Consider the following 20,940-nt stretch of genomic DNA (forward strand, 5'->3'; position numbering starts at 1 on the left):
CTGTTTCCATGCCGAACACAGAAGTGAAACGCCGTAGCGCCGATGGTAGTGTGGCAGATGCCATGCGAGAGTAGGACACTGCCAGGCACCCAATTCAGAGATGACGCGAGGCGTTGTTTCGACCGGTTTTGTGCTGATATGGCTCAGTCGGTAGAGCGCATCCTTGGTAAGGATGAGGTCCCCAGTTCGATTCTGGGTATCAGCACCATATAAGAGAAGGCCTTCCCACTCGGGAAGGCCTTTTTGCATTTATACTCTCAGGTCTACCTGTTGCACCCAACCCCCCTCTCCGGATTCCATCAGATATATGCCGCTCTGACGAAGCACACCTTTTTCATCTCCCAGACGCTGAAATGGGGTATCGAGAGGGGTGAGCTGTATCGCTCCGATACCCAGGGTCACCAAAGCGATGGGGGTCCGCTCTGGTTGCCACCAGAGTAGTTGTGATAGCCCCTTGTCTCTCTCGTCAAGCCACTGGTTGCCATCCTCATCGAGAGCGGCAAGTTCCGCGAAGCCGTTACCGCTTTGGGCTCCTAACAGCTCGCTGCCGTCATCGACAGTACCGTTACCATTCCGATCCAGCGCAAGAAACCCGCTCGCCCCGGCGAGGCCAGGTAGCTTCTCATTCTGGCCATCACCGTCCAGATCGAACTCGAATTTTGCCGTACTGAAGTCGGCTATTTTTCCATCGAGCGTGAGAACCAGCGGATCCTTGAGTTTGCCCAGCGTGGTACGTCGCTGCTCCACTGATAATTCGCGCCAGTCGAGGGCGAAGGCCAGGCTGATGTCGAACGTTTCCCCCTCCTGCGTCTGGATGCTCGCCCGCGTGAGGACTTGCAGAGTCTCCTGATCCAGTCTGAGGTCGGTCACATCGACCACCTGAGCCGGATCGCTGTTCTCCTGAAGAGGCTGGGAGGGGATTTTATCGCGATCGATGGGGTCGGGTATCTCTATCTCGTGCCCCAGCATGGCTTCGATCATCAACTTGATGAGACGGGTTCGGTTATTGAGCCCATCACTTTCCCACTCGCTCTCTTCCTGCTTCGCGTTGCTCTGGGGGGGACTGGCTTGAGGCACTGGCTGGGCCGCAGGGCGCACGACACGCTGCTGCTCGCTCGCGTGTTGATAGTCGATGCGTGCCATGCTCTGGGCGCTCTCTATGCGCATGATTCACCTCCTTGTCGATCGTCCTGTTATCGACCGTGGGGAGGTGACTGATTAACTGTGAATAGCTATATGCCCAATCTCTGGCAGTGAGCACAGATATAAGGGTCAGAGAGCGGGTCTGACCCCTTCTACCAGTATCTCGACCCTGCGATCCGGAGCCAGGCAGGAGATTAAGCGGCGACGCTCGTGGCCATTACATTGCGCGCCGGTGACAGACTCATGCTGGCCACGCCCCTCCGTATAGATCTTGTTGGCAGGTATGCCCTTCCCAATCAGGTAATTAGCGACACTCTGGGCCCGCCTCTGGGAGAGGCCGAGATTGTAGTCATCCCTGCCAAGACGATCGGTATGGCCAATGACGGTCACCATGCCATCTCTGGGGCGATTGGCTTCGATCTGGGCAAACAGTCGATCAAGCGCTTGATGAGCCTCTGATTTCAGACCGCTCTGGTTGAACTCGAATAGCACATCCGAATTCAGGCTGAAGCGCTGGTTGATGATGACCCTGGCGGGAGGGATCTCGGCAGGAGGGGAAGTGGCGGGTATGGTGCTCTGCCACTGACCCAAACGGTAAACAAGACCCAGGGCCAGCAACCCGTTATCGAGCTCGATGGCAGTACGATCCCAGGAGGCATCACCGATCGGGGTCGTGTATTGATACTCAAGGCGCAGGGCCCAACTCGGGTTTAGGGCATACTCAGCCCCCAGAGCAGCCACGAAGGCAGCGCTGTGTTCCTTGCCCGTTTCACTGACGGAACGGCCGCCATAGTGAGCCGTCGCGGTCGCGTCGGCCCAGGCATAGGCCCCCCCCATGCGAGTGTAGAGATCGAGTCGCTCGTTGAATGCCCCGCCGATCTTCACCGTTCCCTGAAGCATCTGCCCCTTGACCTCGCCGCTTAAGAGAAGACCGTCGAGGGCCCCTTCCGTCTTGTAGCGGCCCAGCCAGTCATAACCCAGCTCAAACCCCACATTTCGATTGAGTTGGTAGCCGGCAAACAGACCGGCCCCCAGGCCGTCACCGCTCTCTTGGCGGGATTGCAGGCGGCCATTGATCTCTTCGACTAGCCGCTGGGTATCGGCATCGAAGTAGTTGGACCAACCGACCTTGGCTCCGATATACCAGCTCTGATCATCGGGAGCGGCGTGTGTTCCCCCGGCCAGCAGAAGGCTGAGCAGTAGAGAGAGGTGATATCGATTCATGGTGTCATCCTTGCGACAGAGGCTTGTCTTCCTTCCCTAGCCTACCCCAAAGCGTCTGGGGCTCAAATGACCGTCTCTCCCTGGCTGTGACCCGGGCAACATTCTGGCTGTTGTCACCCTGCGAGAAGTTCTCTCTCATGCTCCTCCAGCCACCCGAGGCTGAGCCGGCGGGCCTCTTCCAGGGCGGTGGGCTGCTGGTAACTGTGCGCCATGACGATGGCACCTTCGAGCAGCAGGCATATGCGGGTTGCCAGCGCCGCATCGATGCCGAGCCATTCGCCAATAAGCCGTTGCAGTTCATGCTTGTGGGTGGCAACCAGGCGCCGTACCGGGTGGCGCGGGTCGCCAAATTCGGCGCTGGCATTGATGAAGTTGCAGCCGTAGAAGTCGTTCCGTCCAAACCACTCGGCAAAGCCGTCGAACAGTGCCTGCGCCCGTTCGGATTGCGTAGTGCAGGGGCGGATCCTGTCCTCGATCAGGGCGAAGAATTCCCGATCGCGGGCGGTCAGCACCGCTTCAATCAAGGCGTCCTTGGTGGGAAAGTGGCGATAGAGGGTGCGCTTGGTGCTGCCTGCCTCGCGCCAGATACGATCGATGCCGGTGGCATGAAAGCCGTGGCGGTTGAAGAGTCGATAGGCGGTGTCGAGCAGCTGTTGGCGCTTGTCGCTCATGATGATCCCTCTTGAAGTACACCGATCTGTCTACCTAGCATCCTCTCTCGAGCCAAGAAACACAACGAGGAGAATCATGGCGTGGAAAGAGGCGGGTGTGGCAGGGATAGGGGCGGCGTTGGCCATCGGAGTGCTGGGCGGGCTCGATCTGGGGTTACGGCAGGCGCTCCTGATGGCGCCGTTCGGAGCGAGCTGCGTGCTGCTCTTCTCCCTGCCCCAGAGTCCGTTGGCGCAGCCGCGTAACCTGGTGGGCGGGCACCTGACGGCCTGTGTGGGCCTGGCGCTGCAGGCTTTGCCCCTGCCTCCCGAGGTGCAGATGGCATTGGCGGTGGGGCTCGGCATTGGCCTGATGCAGGGGCTTGGTCTTATCCACCCGCCGGCCGGGGCCAACCCGCTGCTGGTGCTGATGACCGGCCAGTCCTGGCCCTTCCTGTGGCAGACGGTGCTGCCAGGGGCCTTACTGTTGTGGCTGCTCAGCCGGAGCTATCACAGGGCGCGGCAGTGGAAAATAAGCAGGGAGGCCTAGGCCTCCCCTCTGTTAACGGCCGCTGGCCAGGAACAGGCGGTAGGCCGGGTCCTCGCTCACCTCCTTCCAGGCGTAGCCAATCTCCCGCAGATAGTCGTGGAAGGCGCTCACGTCCTCGTCCGGCAGCTCGAAGGCACACAGCACCCGGCCGTAGTCGGCGCCGTGGTTGCGATAGTGGAACAGGCTGATGTTCCAGCGGCAGCCCAGGGTCTCGAGGAAGCGCATCAGGGCGCCAGGATGCTCCGGAAACTTGAAGCTGTAGAGCCGTTCGTGCAGAGCCCGCGCCGGGCGGCCGCCAATCATGTAGCGCACGTGATTCTTGGCCAGCTCGCTCTCGGTCATGTTGACCACCGGGTAACCGTTGCCACCGAGCTCCTCGATGATCTGGCCGAGCTCCTGCTCACCACCGGTGAGGCGTACCGAGACAAACAGGGCGGCCTGCTCGGCGTCCGAGTAACGGTAGTTGAACTCGGTGACCATGCGTGGCCCCAGGTTGCGGCAAAAGTCGAGGAAGGCCCCCTTGCGCTCCGGGATGGTGATGGCCAGCATCCCTTCCCGCTTCTCGCCGATCTCGCAGCGCTCCGATACGTAGCGCAGGTTGTGAAAGTTGACGTTGGCCCCCGACAGGATGGCCGCCATTCGCCCCCCTTTGACCTGCTCGCGCTCGCAGTAGGCCTTGAGGCCTGCCAGCGAGAGGGCACCGGAGGGTTCGGCGATGGCGCGGCAGTCATCGAAGATGTCTTTAAGCGCCGCACAGATCTGATCGTTGGAGACGGTGATCACCTCGTCGAGGTACTGATCGCACAGGCGGAAGGTCTCCTCACCGATGCGACGCACCGCCACCCCGTCGGCGAACAGGGAGACCCGATCCAGCGATACCGGCTTGCCGGCGGTCATGGCGGCCTTGAGGCAGGCCGAGCCGTCGGCCTCGACGCCGATCACCTTGATGTCGGGCAGCAGTTGCTTGAGGTAGACCGCCACCCCGGCGGCCAGCCCACCGCCGCCCACCGGCACGAAGACGTGGGTGAGGTGGGTGTCCTGCTCCAGCAGCTCCTTGCCGATGGTGCCCTGGCCCGCGATCACCTCCACATCGTCGAACGGCGGGATCAGGGTGTAGCCCTCAAGCTCGGCAAGGCGGCGGCTCTCGGCGTAGGCCTCGTCGAAGTTGTTGCCGTGCAGCAGCACGTTACCACCGTGGCGGCGCACCGCATCGACCTTGATGTCCGGGGTGGTGGTCGGCATCACGATCAGCGCCCTGATGCCGAGCCTGGCCGCCGACAGGGCGACCCCCTGGGCATGGTTGCCGGCGGAGGCGGCGATGACGCCGCGCTCCTTCTGTTCACTGCTCAGGGTGGCGATCTTGTGGTAGGCGCCGCGCAGCTTGAAGGAGTGGACCGGCTGCAGATCCTCGCGCTTGAGCGCGACCTGGTTGCCGAGCCGCTCAGAGAGCTTCTTGAGGGGCTGCAGGGGGGTGATGCGCGCCGCCTCGTAGACGGGGGAGAGCAGGATTTTGCGCAGGTATTCCGCCGCTGAGACCATGGTGCTTACTCCTCCAGCTTGCTGCGATCGCGCACCGCGCCCTGATCGGCACTGGTGGCCAGCATGGCGTAGGCGCGCAGGGCGAACGACACGGCGCGCTCACGGCTCACCGGTTTCCACGCCTTGGCGCCGCGCGCCTCCATGGCGGTGCGGCGGCTCGCCAGCACCTCGTCGGCCACTTCCAGCACCAGCTCACGGGTCGGGATGTTGATGCGGATGATGTCGCCGTTCTCCACCAGGCCTATGGTGCCTCCAGCCGCTGCCTCGGGGGAGACGTGGCCGATAGAGAGGCCCGAGGTGCCACCGGAGAAGCGGCCGTCGGTGATGAGAGCGCACGCCTTGCCGAGCCCCATGGATTTCAGGTAAGAGGTGGGGTAGAGCATCTCCTGCATGCCGGGACCCCCCTTGGGCCCTTCGTAGCGGATCACTACCACTTCGCCGGCCTGTACGGTACCGTCGAGGATGGCGGCGACGGCATCTTCCTGGCTCTCGAATACCCGGGCCGGGCCGCGGAAGGTGAGGTTCTCCTCATCCACCCCGGCGGTCTTGACGATGGCCCCCTTGAGGGCGACGTTGCCGGTCAGTACCGCAAGGCCACCATCCTGGCTGTAGGCATGCTCGCGAGAGCGGATGCACCCCTCGGCACGGTCCAGATCCAGGGTCTCCCAGCGGCAATCCTGACTGAAGGCGCGGGTGGTGCGGATGCCGGCCGGACCGGCGCGGTAGAAGTCGTGAACCGCTTGCGCATCGCTGCGGCTCACATCGTATTGAGCCAACAGCTCGGCGAGGGAGAGGCCGAGCACGTTGCGGGTGTCGCTGTGCACCAGGCCGGCTCTTTCCAGCTGGCCCAGGATGGCGACCACGCCACCGGCGCGGTGCACGTCTTCCATGTGGTACTTCTGGGTCGAGGGGGCCACCTTGCACAGCTGGGGAACCTTGCGCGACAGGCGGTCGATGTCATCCATGGTGAAGTCTACGCCCGCCTCCTGAGCCGCGGCCAGCAGGTGCAGCACGGTATTGGTGGAGCCGCCCATGGCGATATCGAGTGCCATGGCGTTCTCGAACGCCGCCTTGTTGGCGATGTTGCGCGGCAGGGCGGTGGGGTCTTCCTGTTCGTACCAGCGCTTGGTCAGGGCCACGATGCGCTGACCGGCCAGCTTGAACAGCTGCTCGCGATCGGCGTGGGTGGCCAACAGCGACCCGTTGCCCGGCTGGGAGAGACCCAGGGCCTCGGTCAGGCAGTTCATGGAGTTGGCGGTGAACATGCCGGAGCAGGAGCCACAGGTGGGGCAGGCACTGCGCTCGACCTGTTCGCTCTGGGCATCGGAGACCTTGGGGTCGGCGCCCTGGATCATGGCGTCCACCAGGTCCAGCTTGATGATCTGATCCGACAGCTTGGTCTTGCCGGCCTCCATGGGGCCGCCGGAGACGAAGATGACCGGGATGTTGAGGCGCAGGGCGGCCATCAGCATGCCCGGGGTGATCTTGTCACAGTTGGAGATGCAGACCATGGCGTCGGCACAGTGGGCGTTGACCATGTACTCCACCGAGTCGGCGATGAGTTCGCGCGACGGCAGGGAGTAGAGCATGCCGCCGTGGCCCATGGCGATGCCGTCATCCACGGCGATGGTGTTGAACTCCTTGGCGACCCCGCCGGCGGCCTCGATCTCGCGGGCCACCAGCTGGCCGAGATCCTTGAGGTGAACGTGACCCGGCACAAACTGGGTGAAGGAGTTGACCACGGCGATGATGGGTTTGCCGAAGTCGTCCTCCTTCATGCCGGTGGCACGCCACAGGGCGCGGGCACCGGCCATGTTGCGGCCGTGGGTGGTGGTGGCGGATCTCAGCTTCGGCATTGTCTCTACTCCCTGAATACCCTGCTAGGGCTTGCTATCTATATGGTGGAATCGGTCCGGGTCAGGGTGATCCCTCACCCGGAGCGACTCGGGGAGGTGTCGCCACCTCCCCGTGTTCGTCAGTCGGCGACCGGCGTCAGCCAGCCCCACTTGTCCTCGGTCTGGCCGTTGAACAGGCCAAAGAAGGCCGCCTGCAGCTGCTCGGTCACAGGACCACGGCGACCGGCACCTATGGTCATGCGGTCCACCGAGCGCACCGGGGTCACCTCGGCCGCCGTGCCGGTCATGAAGATCTCGTCCGCCACGTAGAGTGCCTCGCGCGGCAGGGCCTGTTCGCGTACCTCATACCCCAGGTCACGGGCCAGGGTCATGATGGTGTCGCGGGTGATGCCGGGCAGGATGGCGGCGGTGGCGGGCGGAGTGAACAGCACGCCGTTTTTGACCAGGAAGAGGTTCTCGCCGGCCCCCTCGCTCAGGTAGCCGTTGACGTCCAGCGCCAGCCCCTCGGCGAAGCCGTTACGCTTGGCCTCACGGCTGATGAGCTGGGACGAGAGGTAGTTACCGCCCGCCTTGGCGCCGGTCGGGATGGTGTTGGGAGCGAGCCGGTGCCAGGAGGTAACACACACATCCACCCCGTTCTTCAGTCCCTCTTCACCGAGGTAGGCTCCCCAGGGGATGGCGGCGATCATGACGTCGGCCTTGGCATCCTTGGGGGGGTGAAGCCCCAGACCCACATCGCCCATAAAGGCCAGGGGGCGCAGATAACCGCTCTTGAGGCCGTTGTCGCGTACCACGCTGCGGCATGCCTCATTGATCTCGGCCTGGCTGTAAGGGATCTCCAGCCAGTAAATTTTGGCGGAGTCGAACAGGCGGCGGGTGTGCTCCTGCAGACGGAAGATAGCGGTGCCCTTGGGGGTGTCATAGGCGCGCACCCCTTCGAACACAGACGAACCGTAGTGGAGGGCGTGGCTCATCACGTGAACCTGGGCGCTCTGCCAGGGGACCAGCTGGCCATTGAACCAGATGAATTGGGGATGTGACATGGCGTTTTCCTTATGCTCGGAGGCTCGACAGAGGTTCCTCGCTGCCCGCATGGCAGCCGTCGACGCGAGAGACATCCACCAGTTTCACCAGCTGGCTCCACAACTGCTGGATGGGACGTCCCGACTCGACAGTAACCGTGATCCACAGTTGTTGGCAATCCTGCTCCGCTTTTGTCTCCATCGTGAGAGCGCAGAGGTTGAAGCCACGGTGACGAACGACGCGCAGGACGCGCTCCATGACTTCGGGCTTGGGCTGGGCGTGGATATGCAGGGTGTGCTGGTTCATGGGCGTTGCTCCATCATCTTGTGGTTGGCGACTCCCGGCGGAACCAGGGGCCAGACGTTTTCTTCCTCTGAAATGGCCACATGCAGCAGGTAGGCGCTCTCGCTTGCCAGCAGGCGATCGAGGGCGCCGGCTATCTGCTCCTTGCATGTGATGGTCTCACCCTGGATGCCGAAGGCGGCGGCCAGGGCGACGAAATCGGGGTTGTCGGAGAGGTTGGTCTCGCTGTAGCGGCCGTCGAAGAAGAGCTCCTGCCACTGGCGCACCATGCCGAGACGCTGGTTGTCGAGCAGCACCATCTTCACCTTGAGTTGGGCGCGGCGAAGGGTGCCGAGCTCTTGCACGTTCATCATGAAGGAGCCATCGCCGCTCACCAGTACCACCTCATCATCAGGGCGGGCCATCTTGGCGCCGATGGCGGCGGGCAAGCCGAAGCCCATGGTGCCGAGGCCGGCGCTGGAGAGGTGGTTGCGCGGGCTGGTAAAGCGCATGTGTTGGGCCACCCACATCTGGTGCTGGCCCACGTCGCAGGTGACCACAGCCTCATCCGGCAGCCGTTCGCTTAACTGCTTGAGCAGGGCCGGGGCATAGATGGCCTGGCCCGGATGGTCGTAGCGAAAGGCGTAGTCGCGGGCCATGGCGGCGCAGTGAGCACGCCAGGGGCCCAGGGTCAGCGGCATGGCCAGCGCCGGCAGCACGGCGTTGAGATCTGTGCAGATACCCACATCGGCGGCACGGCGTTTACCGAGCTCGGCGGCGTCCACATCGAGGTGGATGACGCGAGCGTTGGGGGCAAACTCGTCGAGCTTGCCGGTCACTCTGTCGTCGAAGCGGGCGCCGACGACGACCAGCAGGTCACACAGTTGTACCGCGAAGTTGGCGGCCTTGGTGCCGTGCATGCCCAGCATGCCGAGGAAGAGCGGTGAGTCGGCATCCAGGGTGCCGATCCCCTTGAGCGTGGTGACGCCCGGCATGCCGGTGACGGCGGCGAACTCGCGCAGGGCCGCCTCGGCATTCGCCATGCCGACTCCGCCGCCGACGTAGAGCAGGGGGCGCTCGGCGGCGGCCAGCAGGGCTCGGGCCTGCTCCAGCGCTGCATTCGGTAGCGGCTCGCTGCGGGCCACGGCAGTGAGAGGGGGGCGCGCCGTGAAGGCGGCGAGCTGTACATCCTTGGGCAGATCGATGAGCACAGGGCCCGGGCGTCCCTCGGTGGCGATGGCGAAGGCCTCGGCGATCACCTGGGGCAGCTCCTCCACGTCGGTCACCATGAAGGAGTGCTTGGTGCAGGAGAGGGACATACCGAGCACGTCCACCTCCTGAAAGGCATCGGTACCGATGGCGGCGCAGGGCACCTGGCCAGAGATGGCCACCATGGGGATGGAGTCGAGCAGCGCCTCGGCCAGGCCGGTCACCAGGTTGGTGGCGCCCGGGCCCGAGGTGGCGATGCAGACGCCGACCCGGCCGCTGGCCCGTGCATAGCCGATGGCAGCCATGGCGGCCCCCTGCTCGTGGCGACAGAGTTGGTGGGCCAGGCCACCGTCGTAGAGGGCATCATAGACCGGCATGATGGCGCCGCCCGGGTAACCAAACACCTGGGTGACCCCCTGTTGCTTGAGGGCCGAAACCAGATACTGCGCGCCATTCATCTGCATACTTCCTATCCCTTTCGCTATCGCCGGCAAACGGCCAAAGAAAAACCCCCGAGCTTTTTGGGCTCGGGGGTCGTCTTGTTGGTTCTGCCGGTGTGGGTCTATCCCTTGTTCCGTGCAGCCAAACGAGCCCCGAGCGGTGTAATAATCACCACCACTAGGACCACGATAATGCTGACGAAACGGGAGACCAGGCTCATGACAAAATCCAGTGAAAATTCGTTAAAAGGTGCGGTTTAACCGCGAATGGCTATTAGAACTAGCACGGGCAGATTTTGTGGGCAAGACTTTTTTTCGTGACAAGTTTCTGTCTTCTCCGGTCATCATCGGGCGAAACCAGAGGATATGACTGAGAGTGGATGCCTTATCAGTTAAAAATAACAAACGGGATAAAGATCATGTCATTAGCTGTGGTTTACAGCCGGGCCAGCCTGGGTGTCGCGGCGCCGCTGGTCACGGTGGAGGTTCACCTCTCAAACGGTCTGCCGGCCTTCAACATCGTCGGGTTACCCGAGACCTCGGTGAAGGAGTCGCGGGATCGGGTTCGCAGCGCCCTGCTTAACGGCAACTTCGAGTTTCCGGCACGGCGTATCACGGTCAACCTGGCGCCGGCGGATCTGCCAAAGGAGGGGGGGCGCTTCGATCTGGCCATCGCCCTCGGTATTCTCGCTGCTTCGCAGCAGATACCGGCAAAAAGCCTGCTCGATCACGAGTTTTTAGGGGAGTTGGCCCTGACGGGTGAGCTGCGCTCCGTGCTTGGTGTGCTGCCGGCGGTGCTGGCCTGTCGTGATGCGGGGCGAACCCTGGTGGTGGCGCGAGAAAACGGGGTCGAGGCCGCCTTGATCCACGATGCCAGGGTACGCTGCGCCCATCAGTTGCTGGCGGTGACCGCCTGGCTCTCGGGTCAGCTCGAACTCCCCTTTCCCGAGCCCGGTGAGGAGCCGCCGTCCGAAGAGGGGCCCGACCTGCTGGACGTGATCGGGCAGGCCCAGGCCAAACGGGCGCTGGAGATCGCCGCCGCCGGCAGCCATCATCTGCTCTTCATCGGGCCTCCCGGGACCGGCAAGAGCATGCTGGCGAGTCGGCTGCCCGGTATCCTTCCTCCCTTGAGCGAAGCCGAGGCACAGGAGAGTGCCGCCATTCACTCCATCGGCGGTCAGCACAGACGAAACTGGCATCGCCGCCCTTTTCGTACCCCTCATCACAGCGCCTCGGCGGTGGCCCTGGTGGGGGGGGGCAGCGACCCCAGACCCGGCGAAATCTCGCTGGCCCACAATGGCGTGCTCTTCCTGGACGAGTTGCCCGAGTTCGAGCGCAAGGTGCTCGACAACCTGCGTGAGCCGCTCGAAACCGGCCACATCACCATCAGCCGGGCCGCCCGTCAGGTGGATTTTCCCGCCCGTTTCCAGCTGGTGGCGGCCATGAATCCGAGCCCTTGTGGTCACTATGGGGATGGTCAGACCCGCTCAACGCCGGATCAGATACTGCGCTATCTGGGGCGACTCTCCGGCCCGTTCCTCGATCGTTTCGACCTCACGGTGGAGGTGCCTCTCCTGCCGAGGGGGAGTCTCAGCGGCCCGGCCCAGCGGGGGGAGTGCAGCGCTGCGGTGCGCGATCGCGTGATGATCGCCAGGGAGCGCATGCTGGCACGAAGTGGCAAGCTTAATCATCGACTCGATAGTCGTGAAATCGAAGATATTTGTCGATTATCGCAGCAAGATGCCGATTTTTTGGAGGGGGCTATCCAAAAACTGGGGCTCAGCATTCGGGCCTGGCATCGCTTGCTGCGAGTGGCCCGCACCATAGCGGATCTGGCCGGGGACGAGGCCATCGAGCGGCGCCATCTGGTGGAGGCGCTGGGCTATCGAGCCATGGACCGCCTGCTGTTACGTCTTCGTAACACATAGGCGAGGAGGGATTCGGCTGGTATCATGGTCAGGTCTGACCAGCATCGAACCGGGAGCCCGTGATGCCATCCAAACTGCTTGAGCGCCTGCGCGGTCTCTGCTCGACCCTGCTCATCTTCCTCAACACCCTGTTCTGGTTTGTCCCTGTCTTCTTCTTTGGTCTGGTCAAGCTGCTGCCTCTGCCGCTCTTGCGTGCCGGTTGCAGCCGCATCACGGATGCCTGTGCGACTTGCTGGATCGGCTTTAACAATTTGGTTCAGAAATACCTGTGTGGCACCCGAATGGACGTGGTCGGAGTGGACAAAGTGACCCCGAACGAGTGGTATATGGTGGTTGCCAACCACCAGTCCTGGGTCGACATTCTGGTGCTTCAGCGGATATTCAACCGCAAAATCCCCTTTCTGAAGTTTTTCCTGAAGAAAGAGCTGATTTGGGTGCCTTTTCTTGGGCTGGCATGGTGGGCGCTCGACTTTCCCTTCATGCGGCGATATTCCCGTAAATTTCTGGAAAAACACCCTCATCTGAGGGGAAAAGACATAGATACGACCCGTAAAGCCTGTGCCCGCTTCCGCCATATGCCGGTGAGTGTGATGAACTTCGTCGAAGGGACTCGCTTCACCCCGGCCAAGCACCGGAAGCAGGGATCTCCCTATCGCCACCTGCTGACACCCAGGGCCGGCGGTATCGCCTTTACCCTGGCGGCCATGGGAGATCAGTTGCACAGGCTGGTGGATGTCACCATCTGTTACCCCGGCGGTATCCCCAGTTTCTGGGACTACATGTGTGGCCGCCTGGGGGAGGTGCGGGTCAAGGTGCGGGTGCTGCCTATCGACAGGAGGTTGATCGGCGATTACTCCAATAACCCCGAGTTTCAACAGACGTTCCAGCAGTGGCTCAATGGCCTGTGGTCGGAGAAGGATCAGACCCTCGCCAGCCTGAGCGCACCTGGACAGTAAGAGAATCATGCTCACTTTTCTGCCCGGCCCGCTTGTCTTCCTGCTCAGCGCCCTGCTGACCATCACCCAGACCGCCTTCTGGGCGACGCTGATCCTCTGCTTCTCCCTGCTGAAGTTGTTGCTGCCCGTGCCGGCCCTGTCGCGCCTGTGCAGTCGTATCAATAACCTGCTGATGCGCGGCTGGCTGGAGTGCAACACCCTGATCATGCGCCTGACCAATCGCATCGAGTGGGAAATCGAGGACAACACCCAATTGCGCAAGGAGGGGTGGTATCTGGTGGTGTGCAACCACCTGAGCTGGACCGACATCGTCGTTCTCGGCCATCTGTTCCGCGAACGTATCCCGGTGCCCAAGTTCTTCATGAAGCACGAGCTCATCTATATCCCATTGTTGGGGCTCGCCTGCTGGGGACTCGACATGCCCTTTATGCGGCGCTATTCGAGAGAGTTCCTCCTAAGAAACCCGCATCTGCGCGGTAAGGATATCGAGACGACCCGCACTGCCTGCGAGAAGTTTCGCCATATCCCGACCACTGTCATCAACTTCGTGGAGGGGACTCGCTCTACCGGTGACAAGCGGGTGCAGAGCCGTTCTCCCTATCGCCATCTGATGGCGCCCAAGGCAGCCGGGCTTGCCTTTACCCTGGCGGCCATGGGGGAGCAGTTTGACAAGATGATCAACGTGACCCTGAGCTATCCGGATAACCGCGAGACTCCGTTCAAGGACTTTATGATGGGGCGCATGACCCGGATCCGGGTGCATCTGGAGGAGCTGCCCATCGAGGGGGACATGGTGGGTGACTACTTTAACGACAAGCAGTTCAAGCGCCGTTTCCAGCAGTGGCTCAACGGCCTGTGGGCCCAGAAGGATGCGCGCCTGACGGCCTGGGAGCAGACCGATCAGCCTGCCGTCGCCAGCAGCGAGGCGAGCTCTCCGAGCTGATCTTCACTGAAGACTGTGATGCCGTGGCGACGCAGTAACTGCGCCGTCTTCCCCTCGCCCGGCTGGGAGATGCCGTCGAAGCGGCCGCTGTAGATGCGGCCGCTGCCGCAAGAGGGGCTCCCCTCTTTGAGCAGGGCGATCCGGATCTCCTCCCGCCGGCAGAGGGCCAACGCCAGCTCGGCGCCCCGATCAAACTCGGCGGTCACATCGAGCCCCGCCTCGGTCACCACCCGTTCGCCCCGCCGCTCGGCGGGGGGGCGCGGGGTCGGCAGGCCACCGGCCACCTCGGGACAGAAGGGAAGCAGGACCCCCTCGGCACCGAGATGACTCAGCCAGTCGCTCACCAGCCCCTTACTGCGCCCGTCGTAGCGTACCGGCATGCCGAGCAGGCAGGCGCTCACCAGTATCTTCATCCTTCCGCTCCATTCATGACCTGATCAAACATGACGCAGCAGGGGCTCTCGATACGGTAGAGGATGGCCGGCCTCTGTTTGCCGGTGCGTTTGCGCCCCGTGTCGCAGAGGATGTCGGCGCGATGGATGCGTTTGCGAAAGGCGGCCGTGTTCATGGGGGTTTGCAAGATGATCTCGTAGGCCCGTTGTAGCTCGGAGAGGGTGAACTCCTCTCCCAGCAGATGCACCGGCAGGGTGCTGTAGCGGCTCTTGACCCTCAGCCGCTCGAGGGCGCGGGCGATCAGCTGGACGTGATCGAAGGCCAGCCTCAGGGTGGGCAGGCTCTGCAGGGGATACCACCGGCCACGGGCCAGCTCGGTGGTCGGTGAGACCAGGCTGAGGTAGACCAGGGTGGTGGACCAGCCACGGGGGTCCCGATCCCGGCTGCCCAGGCTGCATACCTGCTCCCGATAGCTGTTGCCGAGCCCCCACTCCTGCAGCAGGCGGTCCAGGGCGGACTCCAGATCCCGGTCACGCCCTTCGTCGATGCGCAGGGCGGGCAACTGCAGGGCATCGAGACAGGGGGGGCGATCGCGTCGCTCGAGAAGCAACTCGATCTGCTCCTCCCGCAGCCGCAACACCACCACATCCAGACTCATCCTCAGCATCTCGCTCGCTCCGCTCGCCTTCCATAAGTGTTTGGTAGATAATATCACACGGATAATATGTATTGCAGGAGCGAACATGGGAATCATCGCCAGTCTGGACATCGATGCGCAGAAAGGGTTTACCCCCCTCTGCCCGCAGGAGCTGCCGGTACCGGGAGGTGACGAGATAGCCGCTGCCCTCAATGCCCAGGCGACCCTGGCGGCCCTGCGCATCGGCAGCAAGGATGCCCATCCGGCCAACGCCAGCTGGGTGGTGAACAGTCCGAGCGAGATGCTGTTGCCCCTCAATCTGCCCAATGCCGATCTCACCTGGCCGGCCCACTGTGTGCCCGGCACGACCGGCTTCGAGCTGCTCGACGGCTTGCCGGCTCCCATCGATTACGACTTCTTCATCTGGAAGGGGGTCGAGCCAGACCTGCACCCTTACGGGGCCTGCTACCACGATCTGGCGGAGCGCCGCAGCACGGGCCTGCTGGAGTTCCTGCAGGCGCGCGGGGTGGATACGGTGATCGTCGGTGGGCTGGCGACCGACTACTGCGTCAAGACCAGTGCACTGCAACTGCGCCGTGCAGGCCTTCGCGTCATCCTCCATCTGGCCGCCTGCCGTGGCATAGGGGCGCAAACCGTCTCTGCAGCCCTGGTGGCGATGACAGAGGCGGGGGTCGAACTGGCCGCCGATCTGCACGAAGTGCGTCGCCTGCTGGGGTCCTGATATGCCGATTCTGGAGAGTCTGCTCGATACCGATGCCTACAAGCTGCACATGCAGCAAGCGGTGTTCCATCACTACCCGGATGCGGAGGTGGTGGCCGAATTCCACAGTCGTAACGACGAGGACCTGCTGCCCCTGATGGGACAGATCGAGGAGCAGCTGCGTCAGGCCGGTCGTCTGCGCCTCTCTTTGGAAGAGGGGCGCTACCTGGCCCAACGTCCCTTCCTCAGCCAGGACTACATCGACCACCTGAGTCACAAGCCGCTCGATGCCTCTTTGCTCGAGGTGCATGAGCGGGAGGGGCGGCTGGCGGTGCGAGTCAGTGGCCTGTGGCAGGATGTGATCCTGTGGGAGATCCCGATCCTCGCCATCATCAGCGAGATGCGTAACCGCTTCCGTTATCCCCAGCTGGGGGTGAGCGAGGCGGTCGCGCGGCTCGATCAGAAGCTCGATTGGCTCAGTGGCGAGCTCAGTGCCGAGGAGATGGACGGGTTCAGCCTGGTGGATTTTGGCACCCGGCGGCGTTTCTCTCGCGCCGTACAGGAGGCGGTGGTCACCCGACTGCAGGAGCGGTTGCCGGCGTTTCGCGGCACCAGCAACTACCGGCTGGCCCATCGCCTCGGTCTGCCGGCGGTCGGTACCCAGGCTCACGAGTGGTTCCAGGCACACCAGCAGCTCGGTTTTCCCCTCGCCCAGAGCCAGCGGGCTGCCTTGCTCACCTGGCTCGAGGAGTTCGACGATCATCTGGGTATCGCATTGACCGACTGCATCACCATGGATGCCTTCCTGCGCGACTTCGACTTCGAACTGGCCAGCCGCTATCAGGGATTGCGTCACGACTCGGGGGATCCCGTCGTCTGGGGAGAGAAGGCGATCGCCCACTACCAGCGCCTCGGCATCGATCCCCGTGGCAAGACGCTGGTCTTCTCCGACGGGCTCGATCTGCCACGGGCAGTGGCCCTCTTGCGCCACTTCCGTGGCCGCATCAACACCAGTTTTGGCATCGGTACCCAACTCACCTGCGACCTGCCCGGGGTTTCCCCCATGAACATCGTCTTCAAGCTGGTGGAGTGCAACGGTGGCCCGGTCGCCAAGATCTCCGACAGTGCCGGCAAGACCCTGTGTCGGGATGCCGATTTCATCCGCCGCCTGCGACAGGCGTTTCAGCTCTCCCTCTGACCAGGACCCGGATCACCGGGTCTTCTTATTTTTCCAATTAAACACGAAACGATTTCATATTAATTATTTAATGTATCCACAGAGTGCTGGCCGATTTTAATAACGATTTTCTTCACGGGCTACCATATGTAAATTACCCGTTTTTAACGCGATTCTTGGTCGTTATGTCGAGATGATGAAATAGGGTTCCACGTTTGGCTTTTTGTGTTAACCACTGAAACGTTTGCATTTTTTAATCTGAATTTTAAAAAGTGGAATGTGACGCTGCTCCTCTTTTTTATTTTTTCACTGCCTATGATGGCGCCAGTTAAAATTCATACTCACAGGCAGTTCAAATTATGCAATACCTACACTTCATCCTCGGCCTGGCCCTGGTGCTGGCCCTCTCGTTGGCGATCAATCGGCATGGCTGGCGCAAGATAAAGGCACGTTATATCGTTCAGTTGCTGGTCGTCGAATTGGCCCTGGCCTGGTTTATGCTGAACTCCTCGGCGGGGCTCGCCATCATCGGCGGGTTTGCCGCCGGCTTCAGCAAGCTGCTGGAGTTCGCCAAGCAGGGGACCGATTTCGTGTTTGGTGGCCTGATGAACGAAGGGGCCTTCAGCTTCTTTCTCATGGTGCTGATGCCCATCGTCTTCATCTCGGTGCTGATCGGCATCCTCCAGTACATCCGCCTGCTGCCTCTCATCATCCGCGGTATCGGCAGTGTATTGGCCAGGATCAACGGCATGGGCAAATTGGAGTCCTTCAACGCCATCAGCGCCATGATCGTCGGTCAGTCCGAGAACTTTATTGCGCTCAAGAACATACTGCCGCACCTCAACGAGAAGCAGATGTACACCCTGGCCGCGACCGCCATGTCCACCGTCTCCATGTCCATCGTGGGCGCCTACATGCAGATGATAGAGCCGCGCTATGTGGTCGCGGCCCTGATCCTCAACATGTTCAGCACCTTCATCGTGCTCTCTCTTATCAATCCCTACGAGCCGGATAATACGGTCACCGACGCCAAGGCGCTGGCCGAGGGCGATGAGCACCATACCCCGAAGAGAGAGAACTTCTTCGAGATGCTGGGCGAGTACATCATGGCCGGCTTCACCGTGGCGGTGATCGTGGGGGCCATGCTGGTTGGCTTCATCGCCCTGATCGCCATGATTAACTACCTGTTCGAGCTGGCCTTCGGCATCAATTTCCAGCATGTGATGGGCTACCTCTTCTACCCCGTCGCCTGGGTGATCGGTATCCCGGCCGGTGAGGCGTTGCAGGCGGGCAGTGTGATGGCGACCAAGCTGGTGACCAACGAGTTTGTGGCCATGATGGATCTCGGCAAGATCGCCGCCGGGCTCTCCCCGCGCACCGTTGGCATGCTCTCCATCTTCATGGTGTCATTCGCCAATTTCAGCTCCATCGGCATCATCGCCGGGGCGGTGAAGGCGCTGAATGAAGAGAAGGGCAACATGGTCTCCCGCTTTGGCCTCAAGCTGGTCTATGGCTCCACCCTGGTGAGCCTGCTCTCTGCCATCATCGCCGGCGTGATGCTGTGATCCTCTAGGTGCGCCTGCACCCTTGGCCCCGGCCTCTGGTCCGGGGCCTTTTTATTACAACCAGCCGCGCCACCAGCCATTGATGGCCAGCAGAGCCAGGCCGACCAGGGTCTCGGGCAGGGGGCCGTGGCGGGGTTGCAGCAGGGGCAGGGCAAAGCGACGGCGCAGGGGCCACAGCAGGGGGATACCGGCGGGGGTGAGCAGATCCCCGAGCAAGTGGCTGAGATAGCCGATCAGCAGGGCATCCTTGAGGCCATCCGGCATGCCGGGCAGGCTGGCCTGGAGCCCCCAGATACCCAGGCCGGTGGCGAGCAGGCTATGGGTGAAACCCCGGTGGCCACACAGACGGGCCAGAGGGCGCGAGAGAAAGGGGAGCCACTGTCCCAACAGCGACCTGGGGTGGTCGAGATCCGGCAGCAGACCGCCGAGCAGGGCAAGGGGCAGCAACTGCCAGAGTGGCGTTGTCGTCAGGGAGGGGAGCAGTTCGGTGTGGCGGACCAGCAGGGTACAGCCGACGGCAAACAGCAGGTGTCCGCGGGCAGTCATAGGGAGGATGAAACGGGCTTGGAAATGGGCGGCGTATGATAGCAGCCGCCCGTCGCCTGTCATCCCCTTTCAGCCGGGCTCTCGCCGCCGTGACGGGATTAGCCGAGCTTGCCCCGCTGCAACCAGCGGTCGAGGGCGTTGGCGAAGCGCTGCCGATCGGCCTGGTTGAGGGGCGCAGGTCCACCGGTCTGGACGCCGGCCGAACGCAGCTCCTCCATGAAGTTGCGCATGCCAAGGCGCGCCTTGATGGTCTCTTTGGTGTAGATCTCCCCGCGCGGGTTGAGGGCTTCGCCGCTGGCATCGATCACCAGATCGGCCAAGGGAATGTCGGCGGTGATCACCAGATCCCCCGGCACCACAGAGGTGGCGATCAGATGGTCGGCCACATCGAACCCCTTGGGGACCTGGCGGCTGGTGAGCCAGGGGGAGGGGGGCAGGCGCAGGGGGGCGTTGGCGACAAAGACTGCCGCCGTCGACGTGCGGTGGGCGGCGCGATAGATGATCTCCTTGATCACCACGGGACAGGCATCGGCATCGACCCAGATGGTCATGGTGTGCTCCTCGACTGATGGGAGAGGGATGATAGCACGGCTGAGCGCACAGGCCCTTTAGTGTAAGCTGTCGACGCCGCCACCAGAGGAGTGCCCCATGGACAGAGTGCCGAGCGATACCATTTACAGCCTGACCCTGGATGGCCAGGGGGGCATGCAGCCCCTGGCGTCGGCCAGTGAACTGCCAGCCCAGGGGGCGGCCTGGGTCCATCTGGATTATGGCAACCCGGAGTCGGCGCGCTGGTTGATGCAGACCCCCCTGCTCGGGGAGGCGGCCCGTGAGGCCTTGCTCGGCCAGAGCAGTCGCCCCAAGCTGATCAAGTTGGGGGAGACGGTGCTCCTCATCCTGCGTGGAGTGAACCACAACCAGGGACAGCGCCCCGAGGAGATGGTGGCCCTGCGTATCTTCATCACCCCGGACCTCATCATCAGCAGCCGGCGGCGTCCTCTGCTCTCTGAGCAGGACGTGTTCGAGTCGCTACAGCAGGGAGTGGGGCCCGCCAACCCGGCCGATTGGCTGGTGGAGGTGTGCGATGCCCTGACCGATCGGGCCGGCGAGTTTGTGGAGGATCTTCACGACGAGATCCTCGAACTCGAGGAGCTGGTGCTCTCGCGGCAGATGCCCGGCAATGGTCGACTCGGTCGCATCCGCAAGCAGCTCATCCTGATCCGTCGCTATCTCTCTCCCCAGCGGGATCTAGTGGCCCGGCTGGCCAACGAGAAGATCAGCTGGCTCGACGAGGATGACCGGCGCCGCCTGCTCGACATTGCCGATCGGCTGCGTCGCTGGCTCGACGATCTCGACGCCGGCATTGCCCGCAGCGCCGTGCTGGCGGACGAGGTCAATAACCTGATGGCCGAGGCGACCAATCGCCGCGCTTACCAGATGTCGGTGATGGCGCTCTTGTTCTTGCCGGCCTCCTTCCTCACCGGTCTGTTTGGTATCAACCTGGGTGGCATGCCCGGGGCCGAGAGCCCGACCGCCTTCTGGGTCTTCTGTGCGACCCTGCTGGCCATGGGGGGCTTGCTTGCCGTCTGGCTCAAGCTGCGGCGCTGGTGGTGAGGAGAGAGTGATGAGTGCATGGAGTGCCTTTGGCCTGACCCTGGCCCTGGTGGCCGCCCACCTGCTGCTGCGCCGGCTCATCCACCGCAGCCTGCTGGCCATCGGTCAGGCGCGCCAGGTGAGCGAGACCCGGGTCCTCTACGTGGAGCACGTGTTCCACTTCCTGCTCGGTTGCGCCACCCTGCTGGTGTTGGCCGGGGTATGGGGGCTCGATTTTGCCCGCCTGGTGGTGCTCGCCTCCTCCTTCTTCGCGGTGCTGGGGGTCGCCATGGTGGCCCAGTGGTCGATCCTCTCCAACATCACCGCCAGCATCACCATCTTCTTCGCCTTTCCCTATCGCATCGGCGATCGTATTTGCATTCTCGACAAGGATGACTCTGTGACCGGTGTCATCAGCGAGATCGGCCTCTTCTATGTGCGTCTGCGCGATGACAACGGTGACAGCGTTACCTACCCGGCCAATCTGATCCTGCAAAAGCCGGTGCGCAAGCTGGAGGGGCAGGGGCCCGCGAGTCAGCCGGAGTAATGCAGAAACGACAAGGCTCCC

21 protein-coding genes and 1 tRNA gene are annotated in these 20,940 nt (G+C 62.7%); 10 read left to right on the forward strand and 12 right to left on the reverse strand.

Annotated elements, in window-relative coordinates:
• The first annotated feature begins 132 nt into the window (after window positions 1-132).
• Window positions 133-208, forward strand: a tRNA-Thr gene (locus AB5Y48_RS16135).
• Between the two features lie 41 nt (window positions 209-249).
• Here AB5Y48_RS16135 and AB5Y48_RS16140 read toward each other — a convergent pair.
• The 3 genes from AB5Y48_RS16140 to AB5Y48_RS16150 form a co-directional block, all read right to left on the reverse strand.
• The gene (locus AB5Y48_RS16140) at window positions 250-1,167 is read right to left on the reverse strand and encodes a hypothetical protein (protein ID WP_050665234.1); all 918 of its coding nucleotides are present in this window, start codon (window positions 1,165-1,167) and stop codon (window positions 250-252) included.
• 105 nt (window positions 1,168-1,272) lie between these two features.
• Window positions 1,273-2,367 (reverse strand): porin OmpA, encoded by a 1,095-nt coding sequence (gene ompA, locus AB5Y48_RS16145; RefSeq protein ID WP_050665235.1) that lies wholly within the window; start codon window positions 2,365-2,367, stop codon window positions 1,273-1,275.
• Between the two features lie 113 nt (window positions 2,368-2,480).
• On the reverse strand, window positions 2,481-3,038 hold the full coding sequence (locus AB5Y48_RS16150) for a TetR/AcrR family transcriptional regulator (protein ID WP_050665236.1): 558 nt from the start codon (window positions 3,036-3,038) through the stop codon (window positions 2,481-2,483).
• A gap of 130 nt (window positions 3,039-3,168) precedes the next feature.
• On the opposite strand from AB5Y48_RS16150, the gene AB5Y48_RS16155 reads away from it, so the two are divergent.
• Window positions 3,169-3,564: an HPP family protein gene (locus AB5Y48_RS16155; protein ID WP_368165158.1), complete on the forward strand. Its 396-nt coding sequence runs from the start codon at window positions 3,169-3,171 to the stop codon at window positions 3,562-3,564.
• 12 nt (window positions 3,565-3,576) lie between these two features.
• Here AB5Y48_RS16155 and ilvA read toward each other — a convergent pair whose 3' ends face one another.
• The 5 genes from ilvA to ilvG form a co-directional block, all read right to left on the reverse strand.
• Window positions 3,577-5,103 (reverse strand): threonine ammonia-lyase, biosynthetic, encoded by a 1,527-nt coding sequence (gene ilvA, locus AB5Y48_RS16160; protein ID WP_368165120.1) that lies wholly within the window; start codon window positions 5,101-5,103, stop codon window positions 3,577-3,579.
• A 5-nt stretch (window positions 5,104-5,108) separates the two neighbouring features.
• Entirely contained in the window at window positions 5,109-6,959 is a 1,851-nt protein-coding gene (gene ilvD / locus AB5Y48_RS16165; RefSeq protein WP_050665239.1) for a dihydroxy-acid dehydratase, read from the reverse strand.
• Window positions 6,960-7,078: 119 nt separating this feature from the next.
• Entirely contained in the window at window positions 7,079-8,002 is a 924-nt protein-coding gene (locus tag AB5Y48_RS16170; protein ID WP_050665240.1) for a branched-chain amino acid transaminase, read from the reverse strand.
• 10 nt (window positions 8,003-8,012) lie between these two features.
• Entirely contained in the window at window positions 8,013-8,288 is a 276-nt protein-coding gene (ilvM, locus tag AB5Y48_RS16175) for an acetolactate synthase 2 small subunit (RefSeq protein ID WP_050665241.1), read from the reverse strand.
• Window positions 8,285-9,931 (reverse strand): acetolactate synthase 2 catalytic subunit, encoded by a 1,647-nt coding sequence (gene ilvG, locus AB5Y48_RS16180; RefSeq protein ID WP_224163649.1) that lies wholly within the window; start codon window positions 9,929-9,931, stop codon window positions 8,285-8,287. Before ilvG ends, ilvM begins: the two co-directional genes overlap by 4 nt.
• 401 nt (window positions 9,932-10,332) lie before the next feature.
• Here ilvG and AB5Y48_RS16185 point away from each other — a divergent pair, with 401 nt between their 5' ends.
• The 3 genes from AB5Y48_RS16185 to AB5Y48_RS16195 all read left to right on the forward strand — a co-directional run bounded on the left by AB5Y48_RS16185 (window position 10,333) and on the right by AB5Y48_RS16195 (window position 13,740).
• On the forward strand, window positions 10,333-11,841 hold the full coding sequence (locus tag AB5Y48_RS16185; protein WP_368165123.1) for a YifB family Mg chelatase-like AAA ATPase: 1,509 nt from the start codon (window positions 10,333-10,335) through the stop codon (window positions 11,839-11,841).
• A gap of 62 nt (window positions 11,842-11,903) precedes the next feature.
• Complete coding sequence (locus tag AB5Y48_RS16190) at window positions 11,904-12,797, forward strand: acyltransferase (RefSeq protein ID WP_050665243.1); 894 nt, start codon at window positions 11,904-11,906, stop codon at window positions 12,795-12,797.
• Between the two features lie 7 nt (window positions 12,798-12,804).
• The gene (locus AB5Y48_RS16195) at window positions 12,805-13,740 is read left to right on the forward strand and encodes an acyltransferase (RefSeq protein WP_050665244.1); all 936 of its coding nucleotides are present in this window, start codon (window positions 12,805-12,807) and stop codon (window positions 13,738-13,740) included.
• On the opposite strand, the gene AB5Y48_RS16200 is transcribed toward AB5Y48_RS16195, so the two are convergent.
• Together AB5Y48_RS16200 and AB5Y48_RS16205 are read right to left on the reverse strand one after the other, a co-directional pair.
• Entirely contained in the window at window positions 13,698-14,153 is a 456-nt protein-coding gene (locus AB5Y48_RS16200) for a DUF523 domain-containing protein (protein ID WP_050665245.1), read from the reverse strand. The genes AB5Y48_RS16195 and AB5Y48_RS16200 overlap by 43 nt on opposite strands.
• The gene (locus tag AB5Y48_RS16205; RefSeq protein ID WP_050665246.1) at window positions 14,150-14,800 is read right to left on the reverse strand and encodes a DNA mismatch repair protein MutT; all 651 of its coding nucleotides are present in this window, start codon (window positions 14,798-14,800) and stop codon (window positions 14,150-14,152) included. Before AB5Y48_RS16205 ends, AB5Y48_RS16200 begins: the two co-directional genes overlap by 4 nt.
• A 76-nt stretch (window positions 14,801-14,876) precedes the next feature.
• On the opposite strand from AB5Y48_RS16205, the gene AB5Y48_RS16210 reads away from it, so the two are divergent.
• From AB5Y48_RS16210 to AB5Y48_RS16220, 3 genes are all read left to right on the forward strand, one after another.
• The gene (locus AB5Y48_RS16210; RefSeq protein ID WP_136614442.1) at window positions 14,877-15,512 is read left to right on the forward strand and encodes a nicotinamidase; all 636 of its coding nucleotides are present in this window, start codon (window positions 14,877-14,879) and stop codon (window positions 15,510-15,512) included.
• 1 nt (window position 15,513) lies between these two features.
• Window positions 15,514-16,689, forward strand: a complete 1,176-nt coding sequence (gene pncB / locus AB5Y48_RS16215) for a nicotinate phosphoribosyltransferase (RefSeq protein ID WP_368165126.1) — start codon at window positions 15,514-15,516, stop codon at window positions 16,687-16,689.
• Between the two features lie 338 nt (window positions 16,690-17,027).
• Window positions 17,028-18,233 (forward strand): NupC/NupG family nucleoside CNT transporter, encoded by a 1,206-nt coding sequence (locus AB5Y48_RS16220; RefSeq protein WP_050665249.1) that lies wholly within the window; start codon window positions 17,028-17,030, stop codon window positions 18,231-18,233.
• 54 nt (window positions 18,234-18,287) lie between these two features.
• Here the strand turns inward: AB5Y48_RS16220 and AB5Y48_RS16225 are convergent, their stop codons facing one another.
• Both AB5Y48_RS16225 and AB5Y48_RS16230 read right to left on the reverse strand, forming a co-directional pair.
• The gene (locus tag AB5Y48_RS16225; protein ID WP_050665252.1) at window positions 18,288-18,779 is read right to left on the reverse strand and encodes a metal-dependent hydrolase; all 492 of its coding nucleotides are present in this window, start codon (window positions 18,777-18,779) and stop codon (window positions 18,288-18,290) included.
• 98 nt (window positions 18,780-18,877) lie between these two features.
• Window positions 18,878-19,330, reverse strand: coding sequence for a YaiI/YqxD family protein (locus AB5Y48_RS16230; protein ID WP_058628256.1), 453 nt, complete (start codon window positions 19,328-19,330; stop codon window positions 18,878-18,880).
• A 97-nt stretch (window positions 19,331-19,427) separates the two neighbouring features.
• Here AB5Y48_RS16230 and zntB point away from each other — a divergent pair, with 97 nt between their 5' ends.
• Window positions 19,428-20,393 carry a zinc transporter ZntB gene (gene zntB / locus AB5Y48_RS16235; RefSeq protein ID WP_050668077.1) on the forward strand — a complete coding sequence of 322 codons (966 nt, stop codon included), beginning with the start codon at window positions 19,428-19,430 and terminating at the stop codon, window positions 20,391-20,393.
• 10 nt (window positions 20,394-20,403) lie between these two features.
• Complete coding sequence (locus AB5Y48_RS16240; protein ID WP_050668076.1) at window positions 20,404-20,919, forward strand: mechanosensitive ion channel domain-containing protein; 516 nt, start codon at window positions 20,404-20,406, stop codon at window positions 20,917-20,919.
• The last annotated feature ends 21 nt before the right edge of the window (window positions 20,920-20,940 follow it).

Source organism: Aeromonas sp. R6-2 (assembly GCF_040908155.1).
Taxonomy (GTDB): domain Bacteria; phylum Pseudomonadota; class Gammaproteobacteria; order Enterobacterales; family Aeromonadaceae; genus Aeromonas; species Aeromonas schubertii.